Source organism: Klebsiella sp. LTGPAF-6F (assembly GCF_001753185.1).
GTDB classification, from domain to species: domain Bacteria; phylum Pseudomonadota; class Gammaproteobacteria; order Enterobacterales; family Enterobacteriaceae; genus Klebsiella; species Klebsiella michiganensis.
Window position 1 is genome coordinate 1782063 of the sequence record NZ_CP017450.1, and the last position, 19748, is coordinate 1801810.

General features: G+C 60.0%; 16 protein-coding genes and 1 pseudogene. 11 read left to right on the forward strand and 6 right to left on the reverse strand.

What is annotated here, in order from left to right:
- Positions 1-76: 76 nt before the first annotated feature.
- Both BJF97_RS08265 and fepB read right to left on the reverse strand, forming a co-directional pair.
- Positions 77-2193, reverse strand: a pseudogene (locus BJF97_RS08265) (glycosyl hydrolase family 18 protein).
- Positions 2194-2422: 229 nt separating this feature from the next.
- Positions 2423-3382, reverse strand: coding sequence for a Fe2+-enterobactin ABC transporter substrate-binding protein (gene fepB / locus BJF97_RS08270; RefSeq protein ID WP_014837776.1), 960 nt, complete (start codon positions 3380-3382; stop codon positions 2423-2425).
- Between the two features lie 187 nt (positions 3383-3569).
- On the opposite strand from fepB, the gene entC reads away from it, so the two are divergent.
- The 7 genes from entC to BJF97_RS08305 all read left to right on the forward strand — a co-directional run bounded on the left by entC (position 3570) and on the right by BJF97_RS08305 (position 11055).
- Positions 3570-4745 (forward strand): isochorismate synthase EntC, encoded by a 1176-nt coding sequence (gene entC, locus BJF97_RS08275; RefSeq protein ID WP_032694351.1) that lies wholly within the window; start codon positions 3570-3572, stop codon positions 4743-4745.
- A 9-nt stretch (positions 4746-4754) separates the two neighbouring features.
- Positions 4755-6362, forward strand: coding sequence for a (2,3-dihydroxybenzoyl)adenylate synthase EntE (gene entE, locus BJF97_RS08280; protein ID WP_042944597.1), 1608 nt, complete (start codon positions 4755-4757; stop codon positions 6360-6362).
- 13 nt (positions 6363-6375) lie between these two features.
- Entirely contained in the window at positions 6376-7227 is an 852-nt protein-coding gene (entB, locus tag BJF97_RS08285) for an enterobactin biosynthesis bifunctional isochorismatase/aryl carrier protein EntB (RefSeq protein WP_014228361.1), read from the forward strand.
- Positions 7227-7982 (forward strand): 2,3-dihydro-2,3-dihydroxybenzoate dehydrogenase EntA, encoded by a 756-nt coding sequence (gene entA / locus BJF97_RS08290; RefSeq protein ID WP_014837779.1) that lies wholly within the window; start codon positions 7227-7229, stop codon positions 7980-7982. Before entB ends, entA begins: the two co-directional genes overlap by 1 nt.
- Positions 7983-8396, forward strand: a complete 414-nt coding sequence (entH, locus tag BJF97_RS08295) for a proofreading thioesterase EntH (RefSeq protein WP_032694349.1) — start codon at positions 7983-7985, stop codon at positions 8394-8396.
- A gap of 300 nt (positions 8397-8696) precedes the next feature.
- Positions 8697-10802, forward strand: a complete 2106-nt coding sequence (gene cstA, locus BJF97_RS08300) for a pyruvate/proton symporter CstA (protein ID WP_032694348.1) — start codon at positions 8697-8699, stop codon at positions 10800-10802.
- Positions 10803-10857: 55 nt separating this feature from the next.
- Positions 10858-11055 (forward strand): YbdD/YjiX family protein, encoded by a 198-nt coding sequence (locus BJF97_RS08305; protein WP_004130340.1) that lies wholly within the window; start codon positions 10858-10860, stop codon positions 11053-11055.
- On the opposite strand, the gene BJF97_RS08310 is transcribed toward BJF97_RS08305, so the two are convergent.
- From BJF97_RS08310 to BJF97_RS08315, 3 genes are all read right to left on the reverse strand, one after another.
- Entirely contained in the window at positions 11052-11456 is a 405-nt protein-coding gene (locus BJF97_RS08310; RefSeq protein ID WP_004100084.1) for a helix-turn-helix domain-containing protein, read from the reverse strand. The two genes, BJF97_RS08305 and BJF97_RS08310, sit on opposite strands and share 4 nt — an antisense overlap.
- Positions 11437-11730, reverse strand: coding sequence for a type II toxin-antitoxin system RelE family toxin (locus tag BJF97_RS32295; protein WP_071889425.1), 294 nt, complete (start codon positions 11728-11730; stop codon positions 11437-11439). The genes BJF97_RS08310 and BJF97_RS32295 overlap by 20 nt, the downstream gene beginning before the upstream one ends.
- Before the next feature lie 186 nt (positions 11731-11916).
- Positions 11917-13005 (reverse strand): oxidoreductase, encoded by a 1089-nt coding sequence (locus tag BJF97_RS08315; protein WP_032694347.1) that lies wholly within the window; start codon positions 13003-13005, stop codon positions 11917-11919.
- Between the two features lie 160 nt (positions 13006-13165).
- Between BJF97_RS08315 and BJF97_RS08320 the strand changes: the two genes are divergently transcribed.
- The 4 genes from BJF97_RS08320 to BJF97_RS08335 all read left to right on the forward strand — a co-directional run bounded on the left by BJF97_RS08320 (position 13166) and on the right by BJF97_RS08335 (position 18110).
- Positions 13166-14668 (forward strand): sugar ABC transporter ATP-binding protein, encoded by a 1503-nt coding sequence (locus tag BJF97_RS08320; RefSeq protein ID WP_014228366.1) that lies wholly within the window; start codon positions 13166-13168, stop codon positions 14666-14668.
- Positions 14665-15663, forward strand: coding sequence for an ABC transporter permease (locus BJF97_RS08325; protein ID WP_032694346.1), 999 nt, complete (start codon positions 14665-14667; stop codon positions 15661-15663). The genes BJF97_RS08320 and BJF97_RS08325 overlap by 4 nt, the downstream gene beginning before the upstream one ends.
- Positions 15664-15807: 144 nt before the next feature.
- Positions 15808-16872 (forward strand): sugar ABC transporter substrate-binding protein, encoded by a 1065-nt coding sequence (locus tag BJF97_RS08330; protein ID WP_014228368.1) that lies wholly within the window; start codon positions 15808-15810, stop codon positions 16870-16872.
- On the forward strand, positions 16869-18110 hold the full coding sequence (locus BJF97_RS08335; RefSeq protein WP_004848703.1) for an LVIVD repeat-containing protein: 1242 nt from the start codon (positions 16869-16871) through the stop codon (positions 18108-18110). Before BJF97_RS08330 ends, BJF97_RS08335 begins: the two co-directional genes overlap by 4 nt.
- Before the next feature lie 344 nt (positions 18111-18454).
- Here BJF97_RS08335 and mtnK read toward each other — a convergent pair whose 3' ends face one another.
- Complete coding sequence (gene mtnK, locus BJF97_RS08340; protein ID WP_032694345.1) at positions 18455-19654, reverse strand: S-methyl-5-thioribose kinase; 1200 nt, start codon at positions 19652-19654, stop codon at positions 18455-18457.
- Positions 19655-19748: the final 94 nt, after the last annotated feature.

Here is a 19748-nt window from a genome sequence, read left to right on the forward strand (position 1 = left end):
AAAACCGAAAAGAGCGATAATAAAAAGCCCCGGATCGCTCCGGGGCTGGCTATCACTCGTCAGTGACGATTTACGCTTAGTACGCGCCGAGATCGCTCCAGACCTGGAACTGACCGCAGTTCAGATCCGGCTGGTTGCCCTGAGACCACCATTTCACCTGGTAGTTATGGCCTTTCCAGCTCACGATTTCAAAGCTGCCCCAGTTGCTACCATAGACGGTGCTGGCATTCCACAGCGGGTAAGGCGTGGTTTCGTCAGAAGGAACAACATCATCATCTGCCGGTTGAGGCGTATCATCGGTGCGATCCTGGTCGTCAGCCGGCTCGTCCTCGGTATCATCGGTCTGAGTCGCGGCGACGACGGAGAGCACAAAGCGCTGCTGCGTTGACGGTTCACCCCAGGTATCGCGCACGAACAGGGTGAAGGTATACTCGGTATCCTCAGCCACTTTCGGCACATCGAACTCAATGACCGCCGCGGTTTTATCGGCGACGTTGATCGCCGCGGGCACGCCCCAGCTAAAGGTCAACTCGTCGTTATCTTCATCAGAAGATTTTTCGCCGGAAAGGCGCACGCGGGAGCCGCCTACCACCATCAGTTCGATAGCGGCTTTCGGCGCATGGTTTACCGACGGTTCAGGCTGGACGGTATCCTCCTCCTCTTCCTCCGGTTCAGCCGGTTCATCCGCCGGGTCGACGTTGATGCCTTCGAAATAGAACGGCTCCATATCGATAACTTCAGACGCCATTTCATAGCCCAGACCTTCACGGGCGGCGTTAACCAGCACGCCGTTGTCCTGGTCGATTGTCCAGGTGAACAGCGCGCCCAGGCCGAGGCTGGCGGCGTATTCGCCCTTGGCTTTCACCGTGCGCGGCGTATCCAGGGACATGAACAGTTTGCTGTCAGGGTTGTAGAGGTAGTCCGCGTCGGCAACCTTGTCGGTGTAGACGTTGAAGCCGTTACGGCCTTTCTGGTTTTCCAGGTCCAGGTAGTTATAAATGATGTCGTACCATTCGGTGGTACCCGATTCGAAGGAGCCGACGGTGGTGCCGGTGCCCGGGCTATAGGTGCCTTTCAGCGGGGACAGGGATTCCAGCTCCGCGTTGCGGCCGTTACGGGTGTAGGCAGCGTAACCAATGTTGATTCGCTCTGCCGGGAAGCCTTCGGACAGCAGATGGCCGACAACGGTATCCACCCCCAGCCGCCTTCTTCCAGCGCCTTCAGGTTGGTGTGGTGGGTCACGCTCTCCGCCCACGGGGTACCGAAGAAGTCATAGGTCATGACGTTGATACCGTACAGGCCCGCTTTCAGCAGCGCATTGACGTTGGAGTAGCCGAGCGTCTTGACCACCGCGGAGCTGGCAATGGAGATTTTGACGTTGCTCAGGCCTGCGGCGTCCAGCTGCTTACGCAGTTCGCCAATCAGCAGGGCGTAGTTCTCGCCGTCTTCCGGGCCGTACGGGTTGCCAGCGCCTTCGGCATTCGGATATTCCCAGTCAATGTCCACTTCGCTGAACATCGGGAACTGCTTGAACAGTTTTACTACGCCTTTGGCAAAGACCTTACGCGAGGCGTCAGACGCGGCGGTTTCATGGAAACCGTTACTCATACTCCAGCCGCCGATGCTCATGGACAGCACCAGGTCGTGGCCCTGCTGCTTCGCTTTAGCCTGCAGATCGCGCAGGCCGCCGAGCAGGCCCTTAGTATTACTCTGGGTCACGGTCTTCGGATCGACATCCCAGCCGCTGACGGTATGGCCAACGTTAACGTAAGACTGGAAGTCGCCCCACGGGTCGAGGAAGGTGGGCTCGTACTTCACTTTTCCGCACTGATCGGCACCTTCGGCAACCACGTCGCGCCACAGGTTGTCCACTTTGTGGAAGCCGGTCACGCCGACGAAACCGACGATGATCTTGTCGTAGGCGGTAGGAGAAACGTTGGTCAGGTCGTAGCCGCGACCGCGGTTATCTTTTGAATTATCGCCCTGCAGACGACCATCATACTGTGACCAGTCGGTGTAGTAGCCGAAGACTTTGGGTTTGGTGGTGGAGGCTTTGTATTTGTTATAGACCGGTTTAGCGACGCGAGCGGAGGTATAGCTGTATGCGCTCACTTCTGTTGCCGGGTTAAAGCCGTCAGCGGCGTTGCTGGTTTCGGTCAGCGTATCGCCCTTAATCAATTTGCTCGTTGCCACGTTAATTTCCTTCTGTGTTGAATGACCACCTCAAGCGGTGTGGGGCAGATAATCGGGCAACGCGGCGGCCGGGGCTAATCACAAATTAACACCTGAAACGATGATATTTCGGCTGATGGGCGATGAGGGTGATAAGGCGTTAAACGGTGAAAAAGCCTGTTATAACAACACGATGATGTATGAAATGAGGCGCGATGAGATCCCGGCGACCGGCGCCGGGAAGCGTGGCTTACGCAAAGAGGGCCGCTAAGCGCTGCAGCACCAGCACGGCGCTGTAGTAATCCAGGCGGAAGGTTTCCGTCCCCAGCGGATAAACGCGTTTGCCTTCAACGGCAGGCAGATGCGCCAGCAGCGGGTTGGCGTTAATCGCGTCGGCATCCTTTTGGTCGCCGGCAAACAGGAACAGGCTCTGGCCGTTAAGTCCGGCGGCTAAGTTTTCCCCGCCCAGCTGCACGATATCATGACGTTTTCCCTGGCTCTGGCTGGCATGCAGCCCGCCGGGCAGGTCGGCGAGGGTAAAGCCCAGCTGCTCGAGCAGCTGTCCCTGAGCGGATTCTTTGGTCCAGATATTGGCGCTATGGGCCGCGGCGGTGTAGACCAGCGCGGTGACCGGCTGCGGCGGCAGCTTCATTTTCTCTTTCAGCGCCGCCAGCTTTTTATCAAACTCCGCGATTCTCTCCGCCGCCTGTTTTTCGTGGCCGGTAATCTCCCCCAGTTGGATCAGCAGGGCCTGCCAGCTTTTATCATCGTAGTTAATGATAAGCGTCGGGGCGATGGTGGAAAGCTGGTCGTAGAGCATCATCGCCGAATCGCCGCCGGTGGCGCTAATCAGAATGAGATCCGGCATTTGCGCCGCGACGGCCTCAGCGCTCGGTTCGCCAATATAGAGGCGCGACAGCTTGCGCGCTTTCGCCACATCGCTCCACTGGCGTAAAAATCCCTGACCGTCGGCGACGCGGTTATTGGGCGTCGTGGCCCCGCTGGCCACCACCGGCGCGTCAATCGCCAGCAGCGAGCCGGTCAGCGTCACGCTGGTGGAAACAATGCGTAGCGGCTGGCTTTCCAGCGTATGGGGTCCCCGGCTGTCGGTTATCTGGCGCGGCCAGTCTGCCGCCAGCGCTGAGCTAATTCCGAAAATCGCCAGGCCGCTGGCGAGGAGGGTACGGCGGCAAAAGGTGGAGAAATTCACGTATTCGCATCCTGGTTAAGTAGTGATAAATGCTTCTCATTTTCAGCTGTGAGCGGCGTCGATGCAAGCTTAAGTCGCACAACATGCTACCTGTACGGTTGACATAGCGCGCAATACCTTTTAGGTTACCCAACCAAAATATAAATGATAATTATTCGTAATATCTTTATCGTTTTTGGAGGATGATATGGAAACGTCTTTGGCTGAGGAAGTACGGGAGAAAAAAATGACTCTGCCGCCGGAAAGCTTCTTCTTTATGTCGCCGTACCGCAGCTTCACCACCGCTGGCTGCTTTAGTCGGTTTTCTCATCCTGCCGCCGATGGCGAAAATCTGGACGGGGAATTCCAGCGCAAAATGGCTGCCGCCTTTGCAGCGGCGCGGGCTGCCGGGATCGCTAAGCCGATAATGGTCGGCGCCATTCCGTTTGATACCAGCGAGCCGTCCGAGCTGTTTATACCCACAAGCTGGGAAACCTTCTCCCGACCAGAAAAGCAGCACTCCGCGCGCTATGCGTCCGGGCAGCAGCCGATGGACGTGGTGCAGCGCCGGGAGATCCCTGAACAGGACACCTTCATGGCGATGGTGGCGCGCGCGGCGGCCCTCACCGCGACGCCGGAAGTGGACAAAGTGGTCCTCTCGCGCCTGATTGATATCACCACCCGCGAACGGGTGGATAGCGGGGCGCTGCTCGAGCGCCTGATCGCCCAGAACCCGGCCAGCTATAACTTCCACGTGCCGCTCTCGGACGGCGGCGTGCTGCTGGGCGCCAGCCCGGAGTTGCTGCTGCGTAAAGAAGGCGCGCATTTCAGCTCTCTGCCGCTGGCCGGTTCGGCCCGTCGCCAGCCGGACGATGTGCTGGACCGCGAAGCGGGGCACAGGCTGCTGGCATCGGAAAAAGACCGCCACGAACATGAGCTGGTGACCCAGGCGATGAAGGCCGTATTAGCGCCGCGCAGCAGCGAACTCTCCCTGCCGGACTCTCCGCAGCTGATCACCACGCCGACCCTGTGGCATCTGGCGACGCAGATTCAGGGCGCCGCGCTGGCAAATGAGAACGCCATGTCGCTGGCCTGTCTGCTGCACCCGACGCCGGCGCTGAGCGGCTTCCCGCATCAGGCGGCGAAACGCCTGATTAACGAACTGGAGCCGTTCGACCGTCAGCTGTTCGGCGGCATTGTCGGCTGGTGCGATGATGAAGGCAACGGCGAGTGGGTGGTGACCATCCGCTGCGCGCGCCTGCAGCAGCGCACCCTGCGGCTATTTGCTGGCGCAGGTATCGTCCCGGCCTCTTCGCCGCTAGGCGAGTGGCGCGAAACCGGCGTCAAACTGACCACCATGCTGAACGTATTCGGCTTGCAATAAGGGACTATGATGATCGAATTTACCCGCTGGCCGGAAGAGTTTGCGGCCCGCTATCGGCAAAAAGGTTACTGGCAGGATCTGCCGCTAACCTATCTGATTACCCGTCATGCGGAAAACGACGCTCCTGCGATTATCGACGGCGACAAAAGCTACAGCTACCGTGAATTCAACCGCCTGGTGGATAACCTCGCCTCCTCGCTGCAGCGTCAGGGCCTGAAGCGCGGCGAAACGGCGCTGGTGCAGCTGGGCAACGTTGCGGAATTTTATATCACCTTTTTCGCGCTGCTGCGGATCGGCGTTGCGCCGGTCAACGCGCTGTTCAGCCACCAGCGTAGCGAGCTGAACGCCTACGCCGCGCAGATTGAACCCGCTTTGCTGATTGCCGACCGCGAACACGCGCTGTTTGCCGATGATGATTTTCTTAACGCTTTTGTCGCCCAGCATGCGTCGGTACGCGTGGCCCTGCTGCTGAACGACGGCGGCGAACGCAGCCTGGTGGCGGCCATCGCCCGGCCTGACGATAATTTCGTCGCGCATCCGACGCCCGCTGACGAAGTGGCCTTTTTCCAGCTCTCCGGCGGCAGCACCGGTACGCCGAAGCTCATTCCGCGTACTCATAACGACTACGAGTACAGCATTCGCCGCAGCAACCAGCTGTGCGGCGTAAGCGCCGAAACGCGCTACCTGAACGCGCTTCCCGCCGCCCACAACTACGCGATGAGCTCGCCGGGTTCACTCGGCGTCTTCCTCGCCGGCGGCGTGGTGGTGCTGGCGCACGACCCGAGCGCCAGCCTCTGCTTCCCGCTGATCGAAAAGCACCAGATTAACCTGACCTCGCTGGTTCCGCCGGCGGTAAGCCTGTGGTTACAGGAGATCCATGAGTCCGGCAGCAATGCCCGTCTGCAGTCGCTGCGGCTGCTGCAGGTAGGTGGGGCACGCCTGTCCGCGACCCTCGCCGCGCGTATTCCGGCGGAAATCGGCTGTCAGCTTCAGCAGGTCTTCGGCATGGCGGAGGGGCTGGTGAACTATACCCGCCTCAACGACAGCCCCGAGCGCATTATCAATACCCAGGGCTGCCCGATGTGTCCTGATGACGAAGTGTGGGTGGCCGATGCGCAGGGTAATCCGCTGCCGCGCGGCGAAGTCGGGCGCCTGATGACCCGTGGCCCTTATACCTTCCGCGGGTACTACAAGAGCCCGCAGCATAATGCCGAGGCCTTTGATGCCGATGGTTTCTACTGCTCTGGCGATCTGATCTCGATCGATGAAGATGGCTATATCACCGTGCAGGGGCGGGAAAAAGATCAGATCAACCGCGGCGGCGAGAAGATCGCGGCGGAAGAGATCGAAAACCTGCTGCTGCGCCATCCGGCGGTGATCCACGTCGCGCTGGTCAGCATGGAAGATAGCCTGCTGGGGGAAAAGAGCTGCGCATATCTGGTGGTAAAAGAGCCTCTGCGCGCGGTGGCGGTACGCCGCTTCCTGCGGGAACAAGGGGTCGCAGAATTTAAACTGCCGGACCGCGTGGAGTGCGTTGATGCGCTGCCGCTGACGCCGGTGGGCAAAGTCGATAAAAAACAATTACGTCAGTGGCTGGCTGAACGCAAGCTGGGCTGAAGGAGAAGACAGAATGGCAATCCCAAAATTACAGGCTTACGCGCTGCCGGAAGCCAGCGATATCCCGGCGAATAAAGTGAACTGGGCATTTGAGCCGTCCCGTGCCGCGCTGTTGATCCACGATATGCAGGAGTATTTCCTTAACTTCTGGGGCGAAAACAGCGCGATGATGGAGAAAGTGGTGGCCAACATCGCCGCCCTGCGCGAGTTCTGCAAACAGAACCATATTCCGGTTTTTTATACCGCCCAGCCGAAAGAGCAGAGCGATGAAGACCGCGCGTTGCTGAACGACATGTGGGGGCCGGGCCTGACCCGTTCGCCGGAACAGCAGCAGGTGATTGCCGCGCTTGCGCCGGACGACAACGATACCGTGCTGGTGAAGTGGCGCTACAGCGCGTTTCATCGCTCGCCGCTGGAGGAGATGCTGAAAGACGCGGGGCGCGATCAGCTAATCATCACCGGCGTTTACGCCCATATCGGCTGCATGACCACCGCGACCGATGCGTTTATGCGCGATATTAAGCCGTTCTTCGTTGCCGACGCGCTGGCCGATTTCAGCCGCGAGGAGCACCTGATGGCGCTCAACTACGTGGCGGGTCGCTCCGGTCGAGTGGTGATGACCGAAGAGCTGCTGCCGCTGCCGGCATCGAAAGCGGCGCTGCGGGCGCTGGTGCTGCCGCTGCTGGATGAATCCGACGAACCGATGGATGACGAAAACCTGATCGACTACGGCCTGGATTCGGTACGCATGATGGCGCTCGCCGCCCGCTGGCGTAAAGTGCACGGCGATATCGACTTCGTGGTGCTGGCGAAAAATCCGACCATTGATGCCTGGTGGGCGCTGCTTTCCCGCGAGGTGAAATAATGAACGGGCTCGATTTTCACGGCCGGACCGTGTGGATCACCGGCGCGGGCAAGGGGATCGGCTACGCCACCGCCCTGGCGTTCGTTGAGGCCGGCGCGCAGGTAACCGGGTTTGATTTGGCGTTCGACGGCGAAAGCTACCCGTTCGCCACCGAGACGCTGGACGTTGCCGACGCGCAGCAGGTGGCGCAGACGTGCGGCCGCCTGCTGGCAGGGATCGCGCGGCTGGATGTGCTGGTCAATGCCGCCGGTATTTTGCGGATGGGGGCGACCGATGCGCTGAGCCAGGAAGACTGGCAGCAGACCTTTGCCGTTAACGTTGGCGGGGCGTTTAACCTGTTCCAGCAGACGATGGCGCAGTTCCGCCGCCAAAAAGGCGGGGCGATTGTGACCGTGGCGTCCGACGCTGCGCATACGCCGCGCATTGGCATGAGCGCCTACGGCGCATCAAAGGCGGCGCTGAAGAGCCTGGCGCTGACCGTCGGGCTGGAGCTGGCGGGCAGCGGCGTACGCTGTAATCTGGTTTCTCCTGGCTCTACCGATACCGATATGCAGCGGACGCTGTGGGTGAGCGATGACGCTGAGCAGCAGCGCATTCGCGGCTTCGGCGAGCAGTTTAAGTTGGGCATTCCGCTGGGCAAAATCGCCCGCCCGCAGGAGATTGCCAATACCATTCTGTTCCTCGCCTCCGACCACGCCAGCCATATCACGCTGCAGGATATCGTGGTGGACGGCGGCTCGACGCTGGGGGCATAAATGGCCTGGAAACGTCAGCTGACGCTGGATGAACTCAACGCGACCAGCGTCAATACGATGGTCGCGCATCTGGGCATCGTTTATACCCGGATTGAGGAGGGCGTGCTGGAAGCGGAAATGCCGGTTGACGTGCGAACCCATCAGCCGTTCGGGCTGCTGCACGGCGGCGCCTCCGCGGCGCTGGCGGAAACCCTGGGCTCGATGGCCGGGTGGCTGATGACCGAAGAGGGGCAGTGCGTAGTGGGGACCGAGCTCAACGCCACCCATCACCGGGCGGTCTCCAGCGGCAAAGTCCGCGGCGAATGCCGGGCGCTGCATCTCGGGCGTCAGGGCCAGAGCTGGGAAATTGCGGTGTTCGACGAGCGAGGACGACGCTGCTGCACCTGCCGTCTGGGCACGGCGGTCCTCGGCTGAGGCATAGCCTGTTCCCGGGTCGCGCTGCGCTTACCCGGGCTACGGGTTCATCATCGTCTGCGGACCGGTAGCCCGGACAGGCGCGTCAAGCGCCGCCTCCGGGGAAGCAGGATGCGATGCAGTGACAGATTATCCCTCCCCGTTTTCATCCATTTTCCTGCCAGAAGTGATCTCGCTTGCAATGTGAGATAAATCCTTGCCGTCAGGCGACATCTGCAACGTTTCAAAGTTGTTAAAACTTCCATTGTGTTCTAGAAACAACTTGTAACATCCTGATTACCCTACCTGTGGAATACAATGATGAATAATTCAGGGAAATACCTCATCTGGACACTGCTCTCCGTTATGGGAGCCTTTGCCCTGGGCTATATCGCGCTAAACCGGGGTGAACAGATTAACGCGCTGTGGATTGTCGTCGCGGCAGTCTGCGTCTATCTGATCGCCTATCGCTTTTACGGCCTGTATATCGCTAAAAACGTGCTGGCTGTCGACCCGACGCGCATGACTCCGGCGGTGCGTCACAACGACGGCCTCGACTACGTTCCAACCGACAAGAAAGTGCTGTTCGGTCACCATTTTGCGGCCATTGCCGGCGCGGGGCCGCTGGTTGGTCCGGTGCTGGCGGCGCAGATGGGCTATCTGCCGGGAATGATCTGGATCCTCGCGGGCGTGGTGCTGGCCGGAGCGGTACAGGACTTTATGGTGCTGTTCGTCTCCACCCGTCGCGACGGACGTTCGCTCGGCGAGCTGGTGAAAGAGGAGATGGGCCCGACCGCCGGCGTACTGGCGCTGGTGGCCTGCTTTATGATCATGGTGATTATCCTCGCGGTACTGGCGATGATCGTGGTGAAAGCGCTGACCCACAGCCCGTGGGGGACTTACACCGTGGCCTTTACCATCCCGCTGGCGATTTTCATGGGGATCTATATTCGCTATCTGCGCCCCGGGCGCATTGGCGAGGTGTCGGTGATTGGCCTGGTGATGCTGGTGTTCGCCATCATTTCCGGCGGCTGGGTGGCGGAAAGCCCGACCTGGGCGCCGTGGTTTGACTACACCGGCGTACAGCTCACCTGGATTCTGGTGGGCTACGGGTTTATCGCCGCGGTGCTGCCGGTCTGGCTGCTGCTGGCACCTCGCGACTACCTCTCCACCTTCCTGAAAATCGGCACCATCGTCGGTCTGGCGATTGGGATTCTGATTATGCGCCCGACGCTGACGATGCCGGCGCTGACCAAATTTATCGATGGCACCGGGCCAGTATGGAGCGGCAGCCTGTTCCCGTTCTTGTTTATCACCATCGCCTGCGGCGCGGTTTCCGGCTTCCATGCCCTGATTGCCTCCGGCACGACGCCGAAGATGCTGGCTAATGAAGGCCAGGCCTGCTTTATCGGCTACGGCGGCATGCTGATGGAGTCCTTCGTGGCGATTATGGCGCTGGTGGCGGCCTGTATTATCGACCCGGGCGTCTACTTCGCGATGAACAGCCCAATGGCGGTGCTGGCCCCGGCGGGCGTGACCGATGTGGTGGCGTCGGCGGCGCAGGTGGTGAGCAGCTGGGGCTTTACCGTAACCCCGGATACGCTTAACCAGATTGCGACCGAAGTGGGGGAACAGTCGATTATCTCCCGTGCGGGCGGCGCGCCGACGCTGGCGGTGGGCATGGCCTATATTCTGCATGGTTCGCTGGGCGGCCTGATGGACGTCTCTTTCTGGTATCACTTCGCGATTCTGTTCGAGGCGCTGTTTATCCTGACCGCGGTGGATGCCGGCACGCGCGCGGCGCGCTTTATGCTGCAGGATCTGCTCGGGGTGATTAGCCCGGGCCTGAAGCAAACCAGCTCGCTGCCGGCGAACCTTCTCGCCACGGCGCTGTGCGTGCTGGCGTGGGGCTACTTCCTGCATCAGGGCGTGGTTGACCCGCTTGGCGGCATCAACACGCTGTGGCCGCTGTTTGGTATTGCCAACCAGATGCTGGCGGGGATGGCGCTGATGCTCTGCGCGGTGGTACTGTTTAAGATGAAGCGCCAGCGCTATGCCTGGGTTGCGCTGCTGCCGACCTCCTGGCTGCTGATCTGTACCCTGACCGCGGGCTGGCAGAAGTCGTTCAGCACCGATACCAAAGTGGGCTTCCTGGCGATTGCCAACAAGTTCCAGGCGATGATTGACAGCGGCAATATTCCGCCGCAGTACACCGAGTCGCAGCTGGCGCAGCTGGTGTTTAACAACCGTCTGGATGCCGGGCTGACCATCTTCTTTATGGTGGTGGTGGTCGTGCTGGCGCTGTTCTCGATTAAGACCGCGCTGGCGGCGCTGAAAGAGGACAAACCGACGGCGAAAGAGACCCCTTACCAGGCGATGCCTGCTGATGCTGATAGCCTGGTGACCCAGGCGAAACGCGCCCACTAAGCCATGACGTTATCGCCCTCCTTTGCGAGAAGGGGGGCGATGATGGGAGTTGAAAATGTTTGATACCCTTTCGAAAGCCGGAAAATATTTAGGCCAGGCGGCGAAAATGATGATCGGCGTCCCGGATTACGACAACTACGTGGAGCACATCCGCGCGACCCATCCGGAACAAACGCCGATGACCTATGAAGAGTTTTTCCGCGAACGTCAGGACGCGCGCTACGGCGGTAAAGGCGGCGCGAAGTGCTGTTAACCCTCTTTCGGCAGATACAGGCTGATCTGCTCCTGGGTGCAGCCGTATATTGCCGCCAGCTTTTCGCGGGTGCGCTTTTGCGGGCGGGAATCGATAGCTTCTAGCTGGGATACCGCCGACTGGCTAATCCCGAGCTTATTGGCCACCTCCTGCTGCGACAGGCCGCGCAAAATGCGCCAGGCCGCCTGCAGGCTGACTTTCTCTTTATCCATGATGTCGCAGACGTCACCCGGCAGCATCACGTTGTCGTAGATATCGTGTTCTACCGGAATATCTTCAAGATCGGCTTCCGTTTCATCATCCAGCTCGGCTAGCTGCAAACACATCTGGAAGTATTCGTCGTAGGGGATCACCGCGTACTGCGCTTTCCCTTCATCATCCTTAATTATCTGAACAGCCATATGGCATATTCTCCTCATGCAAATAGGTTGTTGAGGTTCTGCGCTTAACGGACACGATAAACAGGTCGCTCAGCGTCAGCCCCTGACGTGTGAAAATGACCCGATAATCCCCTACCCGAAGACGGTAATGATTCTCTGGTTTAGATAACTTTCTGACATCGGGCCGAGGAGCCGTACGGTCACCTAAATCAGCTAGCCTGCTTTTGATTCTCTGCTGATAGCGATAATCGATATTTGCCAGTTCCTTTTTTGCCACTTTTGACCAGATGAGCATGCTATGTACCTCCACTGTACACCTCAGTTGAACATAAGAAAATAATAAGTTTATAAGATAAGTTTGTTATTTTCTTATGAGGGTACCCTAACGCAGAATCGTCTTCTGGCGAAGGCAGAAACATCGGCTTTGCGAGGCGGCTCGAAAGCGCCTCCGCCGGGCGGCAGAGGCGAATAAAACGGGGGATTAACCGGCGAAACGTTCGACCTTCTCAAACGCCGCGCGCAGGGTTTCAGCGTTCAGTTCAACCGGCAGAAAATGGATGGACTCCACCGGGCGCAGGGTATGGGCAATCACCTTATCCAGCTGTTCGCGGTTGTTGATGTCCACCTCCAGCGCCGCCAGCGTAGTCGGCAGATTAAAGCGCCGGTACGCCTGCACCAGCTGCGCCAGCACGTCGTCCTGGCCGAGCAGGGCGCTCTGGACCAGAATGCCGTAGGCGACTTTGGTCCCGTGAAGATACTTCTCGGTCTGCGGCAGTACCGTCAGCCCGTTGTGCACCGCGTGGGCGGCGGCGACGCGGGTATAGCGCTCGCCCAGCCCGCCGACCATACCGCCGCCGGCGATAACCGCATCCACCACGTCGCGAAACTCCTGGGTCAGCTCGCCGCGCTGCTGGTCGGCCAGCGCTGTTTCGCTGCTTTCCAGCAGCACATCGCGGATCGCCAGCGCGCCGTTGATACCCAGGCGCACGGTGAGCGGCAGCGTCTCCGGCTGCGGAGCCAGCACCACCGCTTCATACCATTTCGCCAGCGTATCGCCGATGCCCGCCAGCAGATATTCCGCCGGCGCGTTAAGAATAATGTGCGGCTCCACCAGCACCAGGAAGTTGGCGTCGTCGAAGATTTCAAACTGCAGCGCCTGACCGGCATCGTTATACCACACCGACAGCGGCGTCCACGCCGCGCAGGTGGCGGCGATGGTGGGGATGGCCACCACCGGCAGGCCGAGGCGACGGGCCAGCGCCTTCGCGGTATCGAGCAGCGCGCCGCCGCCCACGCCAATCACCACCGACCGATCGTCGCCGGATGCGCGGGCCAGCTCGCTGACGTCGCTTTCGCTGCAGTGGCCTTTAAATAATATTTTTTTGGCGCCAGGCGCGTTAAACGCTGCCGGCAGGAAAGCCTGCGCGCCCGCGATAGCCCGCTCGCCGTAAACCCACACCGCGCGTGAAAGCTGTTCTTCGCTGTAAAAATCCTGCAGCCGGGCAAGGCTGCCGGGATGGGAATAGTAGTTGGCGGGGCCGGGGACCACGCGGATATCGCTGTGACTCATCAATGCTGTCCTTGTGCTGTTTCGCTAACCCGATGTTATGTCTGGACATCCGGATGGCTAATATTATTTCGCTTTATCTTATGCCTTTTATGCATTTGTCAGTCAAGGACAGCTATGAAAAATTCGTTAAATCAGAACATTAATCGACAGGGTGCAGGGGATGACCGGCAATCGCCTTGAGATGCAAAATATTAGCCTGGCCTTTTCCGGCTTTCGGGCGCTCAGCAACGTGGCTTTCACCCTGACGGGGGGATCGGTGCATGCGCTGACCGGCGCCAACGGCGCGGGTAAGTCCACGCTCATGGCGGTGCTGTGCGGCACGCACGCCCATTACGAAGGCGAGGTGGTGATTAACAACCAGTCGGTAAGCATTCGCTCGCCGCGCGATGCCAAACAGCTGGGGATCCATCTGGTGCAGCAGGAGGTTGACGTGGCGCTGGTCCCGGGCCTCAGCATCGCGGAAAACATCATGCTCGACAGGCTGGCGGAGCCGGGGATCGCCTTCCGCTGGGGGCGGCTGCGCCAGCTGGCGCGCGAGGCGCTGGCTCAGCTTGACGTCAGCCTCGACGTACGCCGCTCCATCGACAGCTGTACGCTGGCGGAAAAACAGCAAATCCTGCTGGCCCGCGCGCTGTCGCATCACTGCCGCTTTCTTATCCTCGATGAACCGACCGCGCCGCTGGATCAAAACGAAAGCGAGCGCCTGTTTGCGGTGGTTCGCCGTCTGCAGCGGCAGGGCATTGGTATCGTGTTTATCTCGCACCGCATTCATGAATTAAAAGCGGTCTGCGACACCCTGACGGTGCTGCGCGACGGCCGGCTGATTGAGAGCGGGCCGATGGCCGACCTGAGCGGCGAGCAGATCGTCGAGAAGATGCTCGGGCATGAGCTGAGCGATATCTTTCCGCCGAAGCGGCCGCCGCATAGCGATGAGGTGCTGCTACAGGTTGAAGGGCTGCACGACGAAGGGCTGCTGCAGGATATCTCGTTGCGTCTGCGCAAGGGGGAGATTCTGGGGATCGCCGGGCTGGCAGGCGCCGGGAAAACCGAGCTGTGCAAGGCGCTGTTTGGCGCCAGCAAAAGCCGTTTGACCCGCGGCGAACTGAACAGCCAGCCGTGGCGACCGCGCGACCCGGCGGACTCGGTGGCGCGCGGTCTGGCGCTGGTGCCGGAAGAGCGGCGCAAAGAGGGCATTTTTATCGAAGAACCGGTGGCGATGAACCTGGCGGTCAGCGCCGATAGCAGCTTCTCCCGCTGGAGCCTGTTTGGCCATCGTCAGGCCTGGCGCTGGGCGGAAGAGGTGATCGCCCGGGTGGGCATTCGGACATCGGGTCCGGCGCAAACCCTGCGCCGTCTCTCCGGCGGCAATCAGCAAAAAGTGGCGATAGGCAAATGGCTGCGCGGCAACGCCAACGTCCTGATTTTCGATGAGCCGACCAAAGGGGTCGACGTCAAAGCCAAAACGGATTTATTCAACGCGATCGACGGCCTGGCGCGGGAAGGCAAAGGGGTGATTTACGCCTCGGGCGAGTTCGCCGAACTGGTCGGCCTGTGCGATCGCATCTGCGTGCTGTGGGACGGGCGCATCGTGGCGGAAATTCCGGGCGCAGAGGCCCGGGAAGAGAACATTCTTTATTACTCCACCGGAGGAGCAGCAGCGTGAGTAAGGCCCTGGCAGTTAACGCGACGGTATCGGGCCGTCAGCGATTTTTCGATTTTCTCTACAAATGGGGCATGTTGCTGACCGTCGTCCTGCTGATCGCCGTTTTTGGCCTGGCGTCGGACAACTTCCTCGACCCGTTTAACATCATCAACATCCTGCGTTCCATCGCCATCGTGACGGTGATCGCCATCGGCGTATCGATATCGCTGACCATCGGCGGTTTCGATTTATCCGTGGGCTCCACCGCCTCGCTGGCCAATGCGCTGGTGATTTCGCTGTTTGTCTGGCACGGCTTCGGCACCACCGAGGCGATCCTTATCACCCTCGCGCTCTGCACCTTAGTGGGGCTGTTTAACGCGTTTCTGATCGTGATCCTGCGTATTCCCGACATGCTGGCGACGCTTGCCAGCCTGTTCGTGATTCAGGGCGTGGCGATGACCTACAGCTACGGCGGGTCGATCACCGAAAACATGGTGCTGCCGAGCGGCGATATGGCGGAAGGCGTGATTCCGGCGGCGTTCGGTTCGCTGGGGCAGGTGCCAACGATAGTGATCATTATGCTGGTGGTGACCGTTATCGCTCAGCTGGCGCTCTCTTTTACCACCCACGGACGGCGGATGTACGCCATCGGCGGCAACCCGGAAGCGGCGCGCCTCTCCGGCCTGCGCATCACCCGTTACAAAGTGGCGGCGTACGTCATCGCCTCTCTGCTGGCGGGGCTCGGCGGCATTCTGCTGGCGTCGCGCATCGGCTCATCGCAGGTGAACGCCGGCGGCGGCTACCTGATGGATGCGGTGGCGGCGGCGTGGATTGGCTTCTCGCTGGCCGGTTCCGGTAAGCCGAACGCGCTCGGTACGCTGGTGGGGGCGGTAATTCTGGGCGTGCTCTCCAACGGCCTGGTGATGCTCTCGGTGCCCTATTACGCGATGGACATTATTAAAGGGCTGGTGCTGGCTGGCGCGCTCGCACTGACTTATTTTCAGCGCCGTACCTAATATTTTACACGTCATTCTTCAAATTGCAGGTGTGTTGGCTGCGTTCACTCACCCGAATCACTTACTTATGTAAGCTCATCGGGATTCGTTTACTTGCCGCCGTCCTGCAATTCGAATTATTTAGGGTAACAAAAAGGAAACACTATGAAAAAGATAACATTTTCACTCATCGCGCTGGGGTTGTTCAACGCTGCGGCGGCCTTTGCTGAAACCCCGACGCCGCTTCCGGCTGCCATTGCTGAACACAGCGGGCCGATTCGCATTGCGGTGATCCGCAACCTGGGCTCCGACGATAACACCACTCAGTTTGTCTCCGGAGCGATCCAGGAGGGGAAAAAGCTCGGCTTTAAAATCAGTACCTTCCTCAGCAACGGTGATGACGCCAAATTCCAGGACTTCGTTAACCAGGCGATTAGCCAGAAATACGACGGCATTATCCTTTCTCAGGGGCGCGATCCCTACGCCACCGCGCTGGTGAAAAAAGCGGTGGACGCCGGGATCAAAGTCTCGGTTTTCGATACCGCGGTAAACGGCCAGATCCCGGGCGTCACCGTCACCCAGCAGGATGATGCTTCGCTGACCGAGCTCTCCTTTGGCCAGCTGGTGAAAGATTTCAACGGCAAAGCCAATATCGTCAAACTGTGGGTCGCGGGTTTCCCGCCGATGGAGCGCCGCCAGGCGGCCTACCAGACGCTGCTTAAACAAAACCCCGGCATCAAAGAGCTGGAATCCATCGGCGCGGTCTCTTCCGACGTGCAGGGCGATACAGCCAACAAGGTCGGCGCGATCCTGGCGAAATACCCGAAAGGTAAAATTGATGCCATCTGGGGAACCTGGGACGCGTTCAGCCAGGGCGCCTATAAAGCGCTGAAAGAGAACGGCCGCACTGAGATCAAACTCTACAGCATCGATATTTCCAATCAGGATCTGCAGCTGATGCGCGAATCCGGCAGCCCGTGGAAGGTGAGCGTAGCGGTGGATCCGAAGCTTATCGGCGCTACCAACGTGCGGCTGATCGCCAATAAGATTGCCGGGGAACCGACGCCTGCGACCTACGACTTTAAGGCGGCGGCGATCCCGCAGGCGCTGCTGGCGGCGCAGCCGGGGGCGGTTAACGTCGCCTCGCTGGGTAAAATTATCCCGGGCTGGGGCCAGACCGAAGACTTTATCGCCCCGTGGTTCGCTACCCTGGAAGCGAAAAACAAATGAGTGTTTTGCCAACACCAGAATACAGCCGCAATATGCGGCTGATCGGGCATAGCGATCAGGGAGGACGCCCGGACGGCGTTCAGCTGATGGTCCATCGTGGTTTTGCCTATATCGGCCATATGGTCTCGCAGGGTTTTTCCGTGGTGGACGTGCGCGACCCTAAACATCCGCAAACGGTCAACTACATCGCCGCGCCGCCCGGTACCTGGAACGTCCATTTACAGGCGCACGACGATCTGCTGCTGGTGATCAACGCCCGGGATCTGTTCGCCGATGCCCGCTTCGCCGACGAGAAGGTGTACTACACCCGTTCGGTGGGCGAGACGGTCAGCGACGTACGGGATAGGGGCTGGAGCGCCGGGCTGCGGATTTTTGATATTTCCACTCCGGATAAACCGCGAGAGATCGCCTTTCTGTCGCTTAACGGCATCGGTATCCACCGAATCTGGTACGTCGGCGGACGCTGGGCCTACGTTTCCGCGCTGATTGACGGCTTTAGCGACTACATTTTTCTGACTATCGACCTGGCCGACCCGCGCAAGCCGGAGGTCGCCGGGCGCTGGTGGCTGCCGGGGATGAACCAGGCGGCGGGGGAGACCGCGCAGTGGCCGGAAGGTAAGCGCTATGCCCTGCATCACGCGATTATCGCCGGCGACACCGCCTACGGCAGCTGGCGCGACGGCGGCCTGACCCTGCTCGATGTGCAGGACCGCACCCAGCCGAAGCTGATTAGCCACCGTAACTGGAGCCCGCCGTTTGGCGGCGGCACCCACACCGCGCTGCCGCTCCCGGATCGGGATCTGCTGGTGGTGCTTGATGAGGCGGTGCTGGATAACCAGCAGGATGGCGAGAAGCTGATCTGGCTGTTCGACATTCGCGACCCGACGAATCCGGTGAGTATCGCCACTTTCCCGCAGCCGGACGAAGCTGACTACGTGGCGAAAGGGGCGCACTTTGGCCCGCATAACCTGCATGAGAATCGTCCCGGCAGCTTTGTCAGCTCAACGCTGATTTTCGCCACTTATCAGAACGCGGGCGTTCGCGCTTACGATATTTCCAACCCTTATCGACCGGTGGAAACCGGGGCGCTGGTGCCCGCCGCGCCGGCGAAAATGATGGATACCCGCCCCGGTCGCCCGCGGGTGATCCAGTCCTGCGACGTGTTCGTCGACGCGCAGGGAATTATTTACAGCACCGATTATAACGGCGGGCTGTCGGTGATTGAGTATCTGGGGTAGGGGATTGTGGGTTGTTGCCTTCCCGGGTTGCGGCGTAAACGCCTTACCCGGGCTACCGGATCGCAGACGGTGGCGAACCCGTAGCCCGGACAGATGCGAAGCATCGCCTCCGGGGAAAGAGGCAAATACCCGGAGGCGGCGCTTGACGCGCCTTACCCGGGCTACCGGATCGCAGACGGTGGCGAACCCGTAGCCCGGACAGATGCGAAGCATCGCCTCCGGGGAAAGAGGCACATACCCGGAGGCGGCGCTTGACGCGCCTGTCCGGGCTACCTGATCCCAGACGGTGGTGAACCCGTAGCCCGGCTAAGCGCAGCGCGAGCCGGGAAAGGCTGGACGGAGATTCAACCGTACTGGCGAATTCGCGCAATCAGCTCATCCACGCTGTCGATGCGATCGGCAATCACAATCAGCGCTTTACCCAGGGTGATGGCGTGGCGCAGGCATTCATGGCGCATGGCTTCGTCCTGGATAGTATCGATATCCGCCACGTGCGACAGCCCGACGCTGCGGCGAATCAGTTCGGTGCCGCAGAAGCCCACCGCGTCGGCCCACACTTTCTTCAGGAACGCGGAGGCATAGCCGGGCCAGGCCAGCGCGGCGTCGCGGGATCTCTCCGCCGCCAGCGCCTGAAAACGCTCGGCAAAGGTGGTCCAGAACTGCTGGATATCGCTGAGGCGCTGTTCGCGAGCGGCGGCGGCATCGCGAATGCCCAGATGCCCCGGCAGACCGCAGTAGTTGAGCAGCAGGTTGCCGATGGCGGTGCCGATATCGAAGCCAATAGGGCCGAAAAAGCCGAATTCGGCGTCGATGGCCTTAAAGCTGCCTTCGGCGACGAAAATCGAGCCGCTGTGGATATCGCCGTGCAGCAGCGCTTCGGCATGGGAGAAGAAGCGATGCTTGAGCGCGGCCACCGCCAGCTTCAGCTGGGCATCATCGCGCAGGGCGGCGACATCGGCTTCCAGCGCGGCTGGATAGCTGTTGCGCTCGTGAACCTGATACGGGTCGTTAAAGAACAGATCCTCGGTGATTTCGCACATCTCGGGATTAATAAATTGCGCCACCTGGGCCTTTTTCTCGTGAGGATGCAGATAAAATTCGCTGGTGTGGAACAGCGTCTGGGCCAGGTATTCCCCCAGCTGGCTGGCGGCCTGGGGGTAGTAAACGTTGTTGATCAGCTCCCCGCGCCAGATGCGGTGATCGGAGAGATCTTCCATCACCATCACCGCCAGCTCGGGATCGAAATGCACAATCCGCACCGTGTGTTGCGGGCAGTGCTGATAGTGAGCCACCAGGGTTTGTGCTTCAAGGCGCGCGCGGTCAAGGGTCAGCGGCCAGGATTCTCCCACGCAGCGCACGTAGGGCAGCGCCTGCTTAACGATAATCCGGCTCACGCCCCTGATATCGAAAATTTTAAACACCAGGTTGAGGTTGCCGTCGCCCACTTCCTGCGCGGACACCAGTTCTGACGGATTGTCGATACCGCCAAATTGTTGGGCGTAAGCCACCGCATCGCTGGCCGTGAAAGTATGGTATTGCGACATTGCCTCGATCCTCAAAATTCTGATTAAGCCGTTCAGACGTCTATACTTCTGGATTTCATCCTGACACAATGTGATACAACAACGCAACAGGGAT

What these genes read in the sequence shown, in the direction of transcription:
- entC (WP_032694351.1), top strand. Translation starts at nt 3,570, where the DNA reads ATGGAAACGTCTTTGGCTGAGGAAGTACGGGAGAAAAAAATGACTCTG.
- BJF97_RS08330 (WP_014228368.1), top strand. Translation starts at nt 15,808, where the DNA reads ATGAAAAAGATAACATTTTCACTCATCGCGCTGGGGTTGTTCAACGCT.
- BJF97_RS08320 (WP_014228366.1), top strand. Translation starts at nt 13,166, where the DNA reads ATGACCGGCAATCGCCTTGAGATGCAAAATATTAGCCTGGCCTTTTCC.
- cstA (WP_032694348.1), top strand. Translation starts at nt 8,697, where the DNA reads ATGAATAATTCAGGGAAATACCTCATCTGGACACTGCTCTCCGTTATG.
- entA (WP_014837779.1), top strand. Translation starts at nt 7,227, where the DNA reads ATGAACGGGCTCGATTTTCACGGCCGGACCGTGTGGATCACCGGCGCG.
- BJF97_RS32295 (WP_071889425.1), bottom strand. Translation starts at nt 11,730, where the DNA reads ATGCTCATCTGGTCAAAAGTGGCAAAAAAGGAACTGGCAAATATCGAT.
- entE (WP_042944597.1), top strand. Translation starts at nt 4,755, where the DNA reads ATGATCGAATTTACCCGCTGGCCGGAAGAGTTTGCGGCCCGCTATCGG.
- entB (WP_014228361.1), top strand. Translation starts at nt 6,376, where the DNA reads ATGGCAATCCCAAAATTACAGGCTTACGCGCTGCCGGAAGCCAGCGAT.
- BJF97_RS08305 (WP_004130340.1), top strand. Translation starts at nt 10,858, where the DNA reads ATGTTTGATACCCTTTCGAAAGCCGGAAAATATTTAGGCCAGGCGGCG.
- BJF97_RS08315 (WP_032694347.1), bottom strand. Translation starts at nt 13,005, where the DNA reads ATGAGTCACAGCGATATCCGCGTGGTCCCCGGCCCCGCCAACTACTAT.
- entH (WP_032694349.1), top strand. Translation starts at nt 7,983, where the DNA reads ATGGCCTGGAAACGTCAGCTGACGCTGGATGAACTCAACGCGACCAGC.
- mtnK (WP_032694345.1), bottom strand. Translation starts at nt 19,654, where the DNA reads ATGTCGCAATACCATACTTTCACGGCCAGCGATGCGGTGGCTTACGCC.
- BJF97_RS08310 (WP_004100084.1), bottom strand. Translation starts at nt 11,456, where the DNA reads ATGGCTGTTCAGATAATTAAGGATGATGAAGGGAAAGCGCAGTACGCG.
- BJF97_RS08335 (WP_004848703.1), top strand. Translation starts at nt 16,869, where the DNA reads ATGAGTGTTTTGCCAACACCAGAATACAGCCGCAATATGCGGCTGATC.